Here is a 13377-nt window from a genome sequence, read left to right on the forward strand (position 1 = left end):
CTGATCCAAGGACTGACAAGGTTGGCATTAATACTATGTTGCAGTGCGACCGAAGCGATCGAGGTATTAGGATTTTTACAGGCATTGACAATACTGAGTTTGAATTCTTTGCTGTATGTTCTGCGTTTTTTAGCAACAGGAGGTGTTGCTGAATATATATCCATGTTCATGGATTAAGTCCCCACTTGTTTTTAGGTGGGAACTAAATTAAGGCTTATAGGATCGCTTGGTAAGGCTGTGTTAGCCGGATGCTTACGATGAGTTTGAGTGTTCGCATATTCAAAAAACAAAGATCGAAAAGTAAGCCCTCAGCTTAACTTTTTCGATCTTTAAGTGCACTTTGTACTCAAAGTTAGGATAAGAACTGATGTGGAACAATAACGTGATATTTAGCGTGCTAAATTATTAAAAATATGACGTAAACTTTCCATCATTTTTTCAATTTGTAGGGGAGTCAGACCATCAAATGACTGCTCTAAAACAACGCTTGTCAGATCATTAATTTTGTTGGTCATCTCATTGCCTTTTTCTGTGAGCACGACGCGAGTGATACGCGCATCATCATCGCAAGAATAGGTTTCAACCAAACCTTCATCTTTTAAACGATATACAATTTTAGTTGTGGTTGACATTTTTGACACTACCATGTCTGATAAATCGGATACACTCGCATGCGATTTTGACCTTAATGCCAATAAAATACGACGACGAGAATTATCTAAACCATACTTTTTAAGTGCCTGATCGACATTGTGTACATATTGTGCATGTACTTGTGTAACCCAATAATATGGAAACTGTTCAATATCATATTGGTCGGCGGATGGTAGAAATTTTGAATATTTCTTAGACATTGCATATTCCCTGCATTGTTTTAATTGTATTTTTCATATTTCACATTTTATGTGAAAACTCATGTGCTTAGCAAGATGCTTTCAGTGGCTAAAATCTGATTGAAATTTAACGCAATATTATCCATTTCGATTAAAAAGCTAACTTTGCAACTGCTATTTTTCCAAGCATGTCGGTATTTGTTTCAGTTCAATCCAAATTCATGTGTCATATTAATTAATCCTCTAGAATTGTTTTAGTTTGGATTAATAGTGAGTGATCTCGTTTTATAAGTTGAATTATCAATTTAACCATCAACTTAGGGTGCATTTTAATTAAAAAAATATATTTGTACACTTGGCTCTTAGCTGAAAGTGCGGGCTTTTAGGCTGGATTGTATGGAAAACTTATAAACCTTGGTCTAATTTATGATGAATAATCATTGTTTATCAATATGTTAGATTGTGTTAAGGTGTGGATTGGTTTGAAGTTTTAATCTATGACTAATGCGTCTAAAGATAGATATATGACAATTCATTTGACATTTTAATCCATTCTCACGGCTTTTGTTCTGTTGTTGACGATCTTAAAAAAATTAAGAATATGAAAATAAAGTAAAAACCATCTTATAGATCATACTGTTTAGTTTTATTCAAAAAAATTAAAAATTTAATTACAAATGTTCAAGATTGTGCATAATTAAGCAATCTATTGCTAAAAAGGTTACTTTTATGGATCCGTCGCCGTGCGCAGGTCTACTTTATATTTCGATTTCTGCTAACTATCTCGGAGATATGAACTAATGGAGTTTTTATTAGATCCGGGAATATGGGTTGGTTTAATTACACTTATTATTCTAGAAATCGTATTAGGTATTGATAACCTAGTCTTTATTGCAATTCTTGCAGAAAAATTACCTCCAGAACAGCGTGATAAAGCCCGTGTGATTGGCTTATCTTTAGCGTTGTTTATGCGTTTAGGATTGTTATTTGCAATCTCTTGGTTGGTTACTTTAACCGAACCGTTAATTACCCTATTTGAAAAAACCTTTTCAGGGCGTGACCTCATTCTCTTGGGCGGCGGTTTATTCCTCGTCTACAAGGCGGTAGGAGAACTGCATGAGAAGATGGAAGGCAAACCTGAAATCAAAGTCACGACCAATGTGGTTTATGCAAGTTTTGCCGCAGTTGTAGCACAAATTGTTGTTCTAGATGCAGTTTTCTCTTTAGACTCAGTCATTACCGCAATTGGTATGGTCGACAATATCTATGTGATGATGATTGCAATGGTGGTTGCAATGTTGGTGATGTTGCTTGCATCTAAGCCATTAACTGCATTTGTGAACCGTCATCCAACAGTGGTGATTTTGTGTCTAAGCTTCTTACTTTTAATTGGTATCAGCTTAATTGCAGAAGGTTTTGGCTTTCATATCCCTAAAGGTTATATCTATTCAGGTATTGGTGTTGCGATTGCTATTGAAGCATTTAACCAATTTGGTCAGCGCAATGTTGCAAAACATGAAGCAAAAATTCCGTTACGTCATCGTACTGCAGATTCAATTTTAAAATTGATGGGTGGTCGAGTTGAAACCAGTAGCCCTGATTTGCACAATGAAGCGCAAGAAGCGTTTGCAGATGAAGAGCGCTACATGATTGGTGGTGTCTTAACATTGGCTGAGCGTTCAGTTGCTTCGATTATGACACCACGTAGCCAAATTTCATGGGTCAATATTGAAGATTCACCTGAACAAATCCGTGAACAGATTTTATCTGTACCACACAGCTTATTCCCAGTGTGTCGTGGTAGTTTGGATAAAGTCATTAGCATTGTACGTGCCAAAGAGTTATTGGATGTATTGGACGAAGAAGAAGAGCTTAAAGCTTTAATTAAACGTCAGCGCCCAATTTACATTTTTGAAAAAATGAAAGTGATTGATGCGATCAATACCTTGCGTACTTCTAAAGGTTCTTTGGTGTTGGTTAGTGATGAGTTTGGTAATGTCCAAGGTTTGATTTCACCGCTTGATGTGTTTGAAGCGATTGCTGGTGAATTCCCGGATGCTGACGAACAGTTAGATTTGATTAAAATCAATGAAAACGAATGGAAAGCAACAGGTATGCTAGATTTATACCAGCTTGAACTTGAACTGGGCATGATGGATCTGATTGAAGAAGATGCAGGCTACATTAGCGTTGCGGGTCTGATTTTAGATAAAACCCAAGGCGAAGTTCAGGTGGGGACGCAGTTGGATTATCAAGGTGTGCACTTTGAAGTGATAGAACTTGATGGCAACCGTATTAAAACTGTGATGATTCGTTTACGCTAATTGCCAAGCATTAAATTAACTCACTCAAAAAAGCTCTGCCGAAATGGTGGAGCTTTTTTCATGATGCAATAAAAAGATTGTGGTATTCCATTATGAAAATTTGTATTAACAAAAAGTCTGAGTTTTAAATGTTGAACATGAGCAGCGGTTAATATGGAATAGAAAAAAGAAGCAACCAAACAGGATTACAAATTTGGTTGCTTAAACAGTGAAAAGAAAAAGCGAGAAACTAAAACCAGAAAATGTCTAATTTGTAGGTGATGTCATCACTGAAAATTAAACTGCCAATTGATTTGCAATCACATCCCATAAATTTTGATGTGATTTTTTAAACATTGCCATGTGACCAATGGTTTTGTGCTGATAATGCTCAGGTTTGAGTTCTATCATAATGGTCGGGGCTTGAGGATAAAGACGGAGTAAATCTTGTACATTGGCTTCGGTGGCAATTTCATCATCTGAACTCCAAATTGCAGTAATTGGGCAGCGAATATCATCGTGATAATGCTGCGTAACTGTTTTACCAACCGCATTGATCACATAGCCAGGTTTGCTACAAAACTGTGCCCATTGTTGTGCCACATTTTTAGGTAAGTTTTCACCCATGCCAATTGCATTGGTTGGACCATATCCATGAGTAATTCTGGCAAGTGGAAAAATAACATTAAACATCACTGGAGCAAGCAGGCGAGTACGACCTTTTAAACCTTTTGTGTGGCCTGTAGAGCCAGAAACAGCCACGACTTTTGCCACTTTATGATATTCAGGATTAATCCCTAATAATTGTCCGCCTGCACTATGTCCCAATAAAACGACCTGTTCGGCTTGTGTTTTTTGCAGCAAAGTATTTACTGCTGCAGGAATATCTAACTGTCCCCAATCGACAATACTGGCATTACATTGTTTTAATGGTTCATGCAATGAATCACCAATACCACGAAAATCAAAACACAGAACAGCATAGCCTTGTTCATTTAGCCATGTGGCAAAAGCGTGATAAAAACTTTTAGTAATGCCTGTCGCTGGACAAATCAAGACAGGTAGACGTTGTGCTTGTGTATATTGATTTGGATAATAACGGGCAGCTAGAGCATAACCATCTGCACAAATAATATTTAAGCTTTCAAATGTGCTCATAATGTTTTTAAGAATGAAGAGAGTAAATTTACTTTACACGAGTTCTAAAAAGAAACTTGTATTTATTCTGACTCTAAAGTCAAGCAGAGTAGTCTGCGAGTATAGTTAAATAGCCATACGAAAAATAAAAGAGTGTTAAACATGGAAAGTTTATCTTTGGCAGTGCGCCTTGCACTTATCTTCAGTGGAATATTTTTGTGGGTGGGGATGCTTACAGGCGTGTGGAAATATTGGCAAATTCGTGCTTCTGCCCAAGCGCGTGCACACTATTACGTGGATATCGCACATCGCAGTAGCTTGTTATATGCACCTGCGAGTTTAATTTTAGCGGTCTTGGCTTATTTTTGTATTTGGGATGCCACTGTAATTTTAATGTGTGTGATTCTAAATTTAGTATTTTTCAGCTTTTCTATTCTGAGTTATATCTTGCATGGATTGCTTAAAGACACCACCAATCAATTTAAACAACCGCATCAAATTGCAACAAGGACATTACCAAGTTGGTGCATGAGTCAGGCGATGCTGTTATTGATTGTGGCTGAATTGGGCGGGACGAGTGTGTTGTTGCTCGGTGCAATCTATGGGTTGTTGTAATTCTAATTGCTTAGTTTAATTTTTTCATGGTAGTCAGCAGAAGATTTTGAGAAGTTTGTTGTAGATCAGGAGTGATGATTAGAGTCTGTTTTCTGAGTTTGGCGGCAGAGGAGTGATCCATCTGCCGCAAAGTGAAAGCGAAAAAAATAAAATGAGTGTGCATTAGGGTAAAATTAATGAATTTCTACCTTTTTACGCCCACGAAACTTTTGGTCAATCGATGTCCAAATGGCAAAGGCTATACATACCAATAAGGCATATAAAAAATAGGTTGGTTTCAAGTTGCCTTGAATTGAGCCTTGGAGCAATAGGGTGAGCATCAGTGCAAAAGTGGTGCTTAAAAAAGTAACTAGATTTTGGTTAGCCTTCAGAGCGTTAATGAAGACTTGCGTATTGAAATGTGTAAACATCTCCATCCCTCCTTGTTATAAATCACTAAAATCTGAGCATTTTATTCAGATTAGTTTTAATGTTCTACCTTGTTTCTCAAACTATTTCAAGTCCTTATAGTCATATTTTGATAAAAAACATCATTTTTGTAAGAAATACCACTATTTTTTATCATTTATTTACAAAATAATAAAAAGTAGCGTGTTTTTTTAGTTATTTAAATACGATTTCTATCGTACTTGCATATTTTATGCCAGCTAATTTTGAGGGCGACTATACGACTTTAGCGTTAATTTGAGATGTGTTTAAAATGGTTGAATGGTTTATTTTATTTTAGTATTTTATTGAAAATATTTTAATTTCATTTGTTTATTTATACCAAAAAAATATTTGGGTTGCTATCATCATGGCTGGAAAATTGCCTTAAAAAGAGGTAGCTTTAGCACAAGAAACAATAAGTTCGAGTTTGGGTAAAACCTGACAATTATTGTCTAACTTAAACTCGTATTTGGATAAAACACGACTTTAATACAAAGCAGTTTGAAAATAGAGCGTGACTTGAAACCATAGCCTAGCTCGAAGTCCGTACTGGCTATTTTTTCATTCGATCACGTATTGCAGCGAATACAAAAATCAGCAATGCAGGAATCAACCAAGCGAGGTTTTGTTCGCTCAGAGGTAAATTGGTCAGTGAGGTCGGCAAGAATCTAGCTAAGTCAGCAGCCTTCATTGCGTCAATGATGCCAAAGAACAATGCAACTGCCGCAGTAGGTGCAATCACACGAGTTGGAATACGGAACAATCCCCAGAAAAAGCTGAGTAAAATGACGACAATTGCAGGTGGATAAATCGCACTTAAAATGGGCACTGAGACTGCAATCAGCTTGGTAAGTCCAAGATTTGAAATGCCAAATGCAAAGCCTACTAAAATAAATACCCAACGGCGGTAGTGAATTTTAGTTATTTGTTCAAAATATCCTGCACATGCGCATGTTAGTCCAATCGCAGTAACCAAGCAGGCAATAAAGATCATGGCAGCTAAAAATACCGAGCCAAATCCGCCAAAGGCATGTTGTACATAGGCGTGTAAAATTATCGCACCATTACTGGCATTGGCGGCAACATCGTGACTGCCCATCCCCAGTTTAAACAGACTCAGATAAACTAAGGTTAAACCAATCCCTGAAATTAAACTTGCCCATACTGCATAGCGGGTGATGAGTTTTTTGTCAGTCACCCCACGTGAACGAATCGCATTAATGATAACAATCCCAAATACCAATGCACCTAAAGTATCCATGGTGAGATAACCATTAATAAACCCTTCAGATACAGGACTGTTTACATAATTGTGAATGGCGGGAGAAATTGTACCTGTTGGAATAATAAAGGCAGTGATCCCTAAAATTAGTAATGACAAAATTTTAAGCGGGGGAAAGTACATAGCCCACTGTGTCTAAAATTTTGTGTGGATACAGTGAAACCAACATCACCAAGGTAAAATAGATGGCGCTATAAATGAATAAGGTACTCGCGGAATCGCCAAAATAGGCCGAAAAACCAATTTCATAAGATACTGTTGCTGTACGTGGCGTGGCGAAAAGCGGGCCGACTGCTAAATAACAGACGACTGTTAAAATTAAGCTCGCGATTTTGCCCAAAGGCGAACTTAAAATTTGTATAGAACCTTCAACACGTGACAAAGCCATAATGGTAATGACGGGTAAGCCAACAGCGGTAATGAGGAAACCGAGCGCAGCAAGCCAGACGTGTTCGCCCGCTTGTTGTGCCACGATAGGCGGGAAGATAATATTACCAGCACCTATAAATAGTGCGAAGGTCATAAAACCCAAGGCAATAATATCCCGTGTGCGTAAATTCGTCATGGGAGAAAAAAATAAGGTGTAAACGAAAGAAAGCGATTTTAGTAGATCGAGCTATAATTTTCTAATTTATTTTATGGGTTGTATTAATATTTTTTATGATATGTGTTTGTATGCTGTTTTAATCCTCAATATAAAAAATTAGATAAATTACTGTTTGTCATATGTATATTTAAAAAATGCTGATCGCACATAATATGGTCGCTGATCTCGTGTGAGTTTTTAATTGGTATTTTAAATGGTTAGTTCTTAAACAAAACTGAAGTTTGCATGACGATGTATACTTGTTCGCCAGCTTGAGCTGATTTTACAAGCTGAAAGGGCTATAATCCTAGACTTCAGGTTAGGAGTTCATCATGCGCGCCCTCAGAGTCAGCATTAAATCAGAGCAAGATATTGAGAAATTACGCATTTCGGGGCGTTTGGCGGCTCAGGTGTTACAGATGATTGGCGAGTATGTCAAACCTGGTGTTACGACAGAATATTTAGATGATTTGTGTCATGATTATATTGTAAATACTCTAAAAGTAGTTCCTGCCAATGTAGGCTATCACGGTTATACCAAAACCACCTGTATTTCACCGAATGAAGTAGTCTGTCATGGTATACCATCATCCAAAACTATCTTAAAAGATGGCGACATCATTAATATTGATGTGGCGGTGATTAAAGATGGTTTTTATGGCGATACTAGTCGTATGTACTTTGTTGGTCACGTGAAACCAGAAGCCAAAAAACTGGTGGATACCACTTATGAGGCGATGCGCGCAGGCATTCATGCGGTTAAACCAGGTGCGACTTTGGGTGATATCGGCTATGCCATTCAAAGTGTGGCGCATCGTGAAGGATATAGCATTGTGCGTGAATATTGCGGACATGGTATCGGAAGGATTTATCACGAACAACCAAGTGTGCTGCATTATGGTCAGCCTGGACAAGGTTTGGTGCTTAAAAAAGGTATGGTATTTACCATTGAGCCGATGGTGAATGCGGGCAAAGCACAAGTGAAAGAACTGAAAGACGGCTGGACGGTGGTAACTACTGATCAGTCACTTTCTGCACAATGGGAACACATGGTTGCCGTGACTGATACAGGTTTCGAAGTGTTATCACCGTGGCCAGAAGGTACGGGGAGTTATCCTGAAATTTGATGCGCGAATGCTTTCAAGTTAAGAGTGATAGATAAGACATCTTAGACTTTAGTTTTAAACTCCTTGTTAAAAAATAAACAATTGCTATAATTGAAGTCAAAGATACTTGCTGTAGTTTCTTTGTTTTAACTTTCTTATTTTAGATTGTAGTTTTCAAAGCTTATCTGTCTTAGATAAGCTTTTTTTTTTTGCTGTTGTGTATCTGAAATCCAATAGATGCTTTGTACTAACGAATGGTCAGTTTTTCGACCAAATAGTCGATAAATACACGTAAAGCAGGTAATAAACCCCGGCGTGAAGGATAGACGACGTGGAAAACGCCGTGTGGCGCATGCCAGTCGGATAAAACACGAACTAATTCACCCGATGCAACATAATCTTCAACAATCGTGTCAGGTAATAACACAATGCCACAATTTTGTCGTGCCAATTGTGCCAACATCATTAAATCTGAACCCATAACGGTAGGGTTGACCTTAATTTTTTTTGGTTGCTGTTGTTGATTGTGTACGACCATGAATTGATCTAAATGCTCATCTGACATGCTTAAAATTTTATGCTGACTTAAATCTTCAGGTTTTTTCAAATCGCCAAATTCGTTTAAATAAGCCTGACTGGCAAATAAATGTTGTTCGATTTTACTGAATTTGCGAATTACCAAACTTGGATCGTCATCTAAATTTGAGCGGACACGCAGGGCAATATCGATCCCTTCGTTGACGATGTCGACACGACGGTTGCTGACAATTAGCTGTACTTTAATTTCAGGGTAGGCTTTCAAAAATTCAGGCAAAATTTTGGCAATTTCATTTTGCGCTATTGAAACAGGTAGGCTGACTTTAATCACACCACGTGGTTGAATGCTTAGGTGGTCGACCAAATTGTGTGCGGCTTGGGCAGCATTCATCATCACTTGCGCATGACGATACACATTCATACCAATTTCTGTGACTGCAAAATGACGTGAACTGCGTTGAATTAAGCGTACGCCTAAGCGTTCTTCTAGGTTGTGTACGCGTCGGCTAAGTTTGGATTTTGGAATATCGGTGGCACGTTCTGCTGCACTAAAACCACCGTGTTCGACCACTTGGGCAAAACAATAAAAATCATCCAAATCTGTAAGCATGACTAAATTCCATTTGTGCAACAATGCTTAAATTAAAGTGTTATCGTTGCATGTTGTCAATCTTTAATCATCCTTTCTTGCTGTGCTTTTTGCAGAATATCTAAAACTTGTCGGTATTCTTCTAAACGGGCTAAATCACGTGCTATAGGATTAGGAATCCGCGCTAAATTCATGTTGTCTTGCACATCTGCAATTTTTACGGCGCAGGCAAGCCGGTTTTGTGCAGTACGCATTGCCGCTTGGGCACGAGTTTCATGTGGCAGTTTGGTGAGCGCCTGAATTGCTTGAATAATATGTGTTTGAAACCCTAAGTTTTGCAGGTCTTGTGTTGTGGTGTGGGTATCTTCAAGAATGTCGTGCAGGACGGCGACAATTTGCTGATCGGTCTGTTGTAATTGCAACATTACACGTAAGGGGTGCAAAATATAAGGCTGACCGCCTTTGTCTACTTGTCCTGCATGTTGCTGTACTGCAAGTGTAATTGCATTTTCTAGAGTTGCCATAAGGATAATTAAAAAAATTTTTATGATTATAAGCCGTGCTTAGCGCAAAATATAGAAATTGCTTGTTATGATGCAAAACAGATTTCTTGTTTATCTATTTACTATTGGTGATGCTGCTCTATGCCATATCAACTTATTGAACTGAATACGCCTGCGACTGAAAATTTACTTTGCCCGCATTGCCAACATGCTGTAATTGATTGGGCAGAAGAACAATATATTCAGCCTTGTGAGCATACTTTGTTTGTGGCAATGGATTTGGGTTTTGAATATGCCTCAGATGTGTTTGAGCAAAGTATGCTACGCAGTGTGGATGAAATTCATGCACATGATGATCAATTAGATATGTGGCAAGAACTAACTTCAAGTCGCTATCCGCAATATTTGATTTTTAAAACTGATTTAGGTGTGCAAGGTTTATCACGCTATGTCGGATTTACTGTTGCCTAATTAAACTTCATTTGAGAGTTTAAGATATAAAGAATAGGGAAATTCCACAGTTGAATTTCCCTATATTGTGATGATGAATTGTTAACAAACTTTAGATATTTGATTCGCGCTTAGCTCTCAATATCTTCTTCTATTTCATCGTCAGCACTGTCCATTCCTAACTCTTTGAGTTTTCGCGTCAAAGTATTACGTCCCCAACCCAATAGCTCGGCGGCATGACGTTTACGTCCACGGGTTTGTTGTAGTGCGGCATTAATCAAGGTGCGTTCAAACATTGGAATGGCGATATCTAGAAGTTTCATTTCGCCATTTTTCAGCTTTTGTACTGCCCATTGCCCAAGTAATTCATCCCAATGCTGCATAGATACCCGATCTGCCACATGAAGCGCAGAATGTTCAGCTAACTTTTCAATTGGAATTTGCTTGAGTTCTGTTGGTAAATCTTCAGGATAGACTTCACGTCCTGTAATCATCACTGTAAGCCAGCGACAGGTGTTTTCCAGCTGGCGCACGTTACCTTGCCACGGTAATTGCTGCATATATTCAACTGTTTCAGGACGTAATATTTTTGGACTTACACCTAACTCTTTGCCTGCACGTGCCAAAAAGTGTTGTGCTAACATTGGAATATCTTCACTGCGATGTGCCAGTTTAGGGATATGAATCCGAATGACGTTTAGACGATGATATAAGTCTTCACGAAAGCGCCCATCTTGAACCAGTTTTTCCAAATCCTGATGCGTTGCTGCGACAATTCGTACATCCACTTTGACAGGAATATGCCCACCGACCCGATAAAATTCACCATCTGCCAATACGCGCAATAAACGGGTTTGGGTTTCAAAAGGCATATCGCCAATTTCATCTAAGAATAGGGTGCCACCGTTGGCTTGTTCAAAGCGCCCCTGACGTTGTGTATTGGCACCTGTAAATGCACCTTTTTCATGTCCAAAAAGTTCGGTTTCAATCAAATCTTTCGGAATGGCGGCCATATTTAGTGCAATAAAGGGTTTGCTGCTACGTGGTGAGTGGCGATGCAGTGCATGCGCTACCAACTCTTTGCCAGTCCCTGATTCGCCATTAATGAGCACAGTAATGTGTGACTGAGATAAACGACCAATCGCACGAAACACTTCCTGCATAGCAGGTGATTCACCAATAATTTCTGTAGATTGAATGTGCTGTACTGTCGATTTTGCAGATTCTTGCTGTTGTAATTTGGTGATATGCAAAATTGCACGATTGACTAAAGCGAGTGCTTCATCAATATCAAAAGGCTTAGGTAAGTATTCAAATGCACCTGTTTGATAACTAGATACTGCCGATTCTAAATCGGAGTGTGCTGTCATAATAATTACAGGTAAGTCAGGATAACTGGTTTTGACTTTGCCAAGAAAAGTTAAACCATCAATTCCAGGCATGCGAATGTCGGTCAAAATTACATCAGGTGCATCTTGGTTTAACTCATCTAGCGCAGACTGTGCTTCTTCAAAACTGGTGACTTCAAAACCTTCTTCTCTAAAAGTTTTTTCCAGTACCCAGCGCATTGCACGGTCATCATCAATCACCCAAATTTTATTTCGCGACATGACTCGCCTCCCAAGGTAAATATAAGCTAAATATTGTTTTTCCTGGAATGGATTGGCATTCAATCATTCCGTTATGTTGATGCATAATATTTTGTGCGATGCTCAAACCAAGTCCTGTACCGTTTGCGCGTCCAGTCACCAATGGATAAAACACGGACTCTAAAATGTCTTCAGGTACGCCTGGGCCGTTATCTTCAATATCAACACGTACGGTAGAACGATTCAGCACACCATTAATGGTAACCAAGCGTTGAATACGAGTTCTTAAAATCAATTCAGGTCGATGCTCGGTAAAGAAATCGGGATGTTCGGTCATGGCTTGTACTGCATTGGCGCAAATATTCAGCATGACTTGAATCAATTGATCGCGGTCTGCCATAACTTCGGGTAAAGAAAGGTCATAATCGCGGATAATATTTATTTTGCTTTTCGTTTGATTGACAATCAGGCTGCGTACCCGTTCCAAAGGCTCGTGAATATTGACCAGTTCATAGCTTGGTAGTTGGCGTGAACCGAGCATGGTATCGGCCAAATTTCTTAGACGATCTACTTCGCTAATAATAATGTCGGTAAATTCATCATATTTTGGGTCATTTAAACTTCGCGCTAACAGTTGTGTCGCGCCACGAATTCCTGCAAGCGGGTTTTTAATTTCATGTGCTACACCACGAACTAGCTGACGTGCAACCTGATGCTGTTGAATAAAGTTTTCTTCTTTAGAAATTTTGAGCATCCGATCAATCGGATTTAATTCAATCAGCAAAAGTGGATGATAAGGCTTGCCTGCGTTTAACTGTGATGCAGTGTAATCGACATGAATATCTTTAAAATTGACATTAATGGTTGCTTCACGGCGGGTATAAGGCTGACCTGTGTTGATGGTATTGAGAAACGCCTCTTGAGTATTGAACTCATCATCAGGCGTGTGCAGCAAATTTAAAACAGGTTGCCCCGAAGCCCGAATTAAGCTGATATCAAATAAAGCTTCACAAGATGAGTTTAAATAAAAAATATTCAGGTCACGATCAACCAGTAAAATTGCAGTGCTGAGGTTATCTACCAAAAGACGGTAGTCAATGCGCTCGGTCTGATCCATTCCTGAATGCTTCCTGTAAGAAATATTGTGCAAGGGCATTGTCATGTGTTCAGCCATGTTCCGAATTTGGATCGAATTGAGGCGAATTAAGCAAAATGCACGCCAACTTTTCGTTTTTAGTGCATTCATCACCGAAGAATCGGCAAAATGCGCAGGAACAGGACTGAATTTTCAAGATATAACGGATAATTGAAACACTGTAAATAAAAAGTGCATTAAAATAGTGCAATATTTAAATCATTGAGCCTGAATGGTTGTATTTTGGTGCATTATGCAAAGAGTCGGCTATTTCTCTATTTTT

The 13377-nt window shown here is 38.7% G+C and carries 12 protein-coding genes and 1 pseudogene; 4 read left to right on the forward strand and 9 right to left on the reverse strand.

From position 1 onward, the window contains the following. Together B2W49_RS02015 and B2W49_RS02020 are read right to left on the reverse strand one after the other, a co-directional pair. The coding region (locus B2W49_RS02015) for a transposase (protein WP_291334198.1) at positions 1 to 170 on the reverse strand (170 nt) is incomplete at its 3' end. Between the two features lie 219 nt (positions 171 to 389). Beyond that, a complete protein-coding gene (locus tag B2W49_RS02020) occupies positions 390 to 854 on the reverse strand; it encodes a MarR family winged helix-turn-helix transcriptional regulator (protein WP_291334101.1) in 465 nt (154 codons plus the stop codon). A gap of 779 nt (positions 855 to 1633) precedes the next feature. On the opposite strand from B2W49_RS02020, the gene B2W49_RS02025 reads away from it, so the two are divergent. Beyond that, a complete protein-coding gene (locus B2W49_RS02025; RefSeq protein ID WP_291334103.1) occupies positions 1634 to 3157 on the forward strand; it encodes a TerC family protein in 1524 nt (507 codons plus the stop codon). 276 nt (positions 3158 to 3433) lie between these two features. On the opposite strand, the gene B2W49_RS02030 is transcribed toward B2W49_RS02025, so the two are convergent. Next, positions 3434 to 4294, reverse strand: a complete 861-nt coding sequence (locus B2W49_RS02030; protein ID WP_291334105.1) for an alpha/beta fold hydrolase — start codon at positions 4292 to 4294, stop codon at positions 3434 to 3436. A gap of 141 nt (positions 4295 to 4435) precedes the next feature. Here B2W49_RS02030 and B2W49_RS02035 point away from each other — a divergent pair, with 141 nt between their 5' ends. Then, positions 4436 to 4888: a hypothetical protein gene (locus B2W49_RS02035; RefSeq protein WP_291334107.1), complete on the forward strand. Its 453-nt coding sequence runs from the start codon at positions 4436 to 4438 to the stop codon at positions 4886 to 4888. Positions 4889 to 5061: 173 nt separating this feature from the next. Here B2W49_RS02035 and B2W49_RS02040 read toward each other — a convergent pair whose 3' ends face one another. Beyond that, complete coding sequence (locus tag B2W49_RS02040) at positions 5062 to 5298, reverse strand: hypothetical protein (protein ID WP_291334108.1); 237 nt, start codon at positions 5296 to 5298, stop codon at positions 5062 to 5064. A 572-nt stretch (positions 5299 to 5870) separates the two neighbouring features. Then, positions 5871 to 7164, reverse strand: a pseudogene (gene brnQ, locus B2W49_RS02045) (branched-chain amino acid transport system II carrier protein). Positions 7165 to 7517: 353 nt separating this feature from the next. Here brnQ and map point away from each other — a divergent pair. After that, positions 7518 to 8312 carry a type I methionyl aminopeptidase gene (gene map, locus B2W49_RS02050; RefSeq protein ID WP_291334110.1) on the forward strand — a complete coding sequence of 265 codons (795 nt, stop codon included), beginning with the start codon at positions 7518 to 7520 and terminating at the stop codon, positions 8310 to 8312. A 226-nt stretch (positions 8313 to 8538) separates the two neighbouring features. On the opposite strand, the gene B2W49_RS02055 is transcribed toward map, so the two are convergent. Further along, the gene (locus tag B2W49_RS02055; protein WP_291334112.1) at positions 8539 to 9438 is read right to left on the reverse strand and encodes a LysR substrate-binding domain-containing protein; all 900 of its coding nucleotides are present in this window, start codon (positions 9436 to 9438) and stop codon (positions 8539 to 8541) included. Positions 9439 to 9494: 56 nt separating this feature from the next. Further along, positions 9495 to 9941 carry an HD domain-containing protein gene (locus B2W49_RS02060; protein ID WP_291334114.1) on the reverse strand — a complete coding sequence of 149 codons (447 nt, stop codon included), beginning with the start codon at positions 9939 to 9941 and terminating at the stop codon, positions 9495 to 9497. A 120-nt stretch (positions 9942 to 10061) separates the two neighbouring features. Here B2W49_RS02060 and B2W49_RS02065 point away from each other — a divergent pair, with 120 nt between their 5' ends. Further along, positions 10062 to 10391, forward strand: a complete 330-nt coding sequence (locus B2W49_RS02065) for a hypothetical protein (RefSeq protein WP_291334116.1) — start codon at positions 10062 to 10064, stop codon at positions 10389 to 10391. 110 nt (positions 10392 to 10501) lie between these two features. Here the strand turns inward: B2W49_RS02065 and glnG are convergent, their stop codons facing one another. Both glnG and glnL read right to left on the reverse strand, forming a co-directional pair. Next, on the reverse strand, positions 10502 to 11980 hold the full coding sequence (gene glnG / locus B2W49_RS02070; RefSeq protein ID WP_291334118.1) for a nitrogen regulation protein NR(I): 1479 nt from the start codon (positions 11978 to 11980) through the stop codon (positions 10502 to 10504). Next, complete coding sequence (gene glnL / locus B2W49_RS02075; protein WP_291334120.1) at positions 11967 to 13076, reverse strand: nitrogen regulation protein NR(II); 1110 nt, start codon at positions 13074 to 13076, stop codon at positions 11967 to 11969. Before glnL ends, glnG begins: the two co-directional genes overlap by 14 nt. Positions 13077 to 13377: the final 301 nt, after the last annotated feature.

This window comes from Acinetobacter sp. UBA801, from assembly GCA_002296655.1.
Classification (GTDB): domain Bacteria; phylum Pseudomonadota; class Gammaproteobacteria; order Pseudomonadales; family Moraxellaceae; genus Acinetobacter.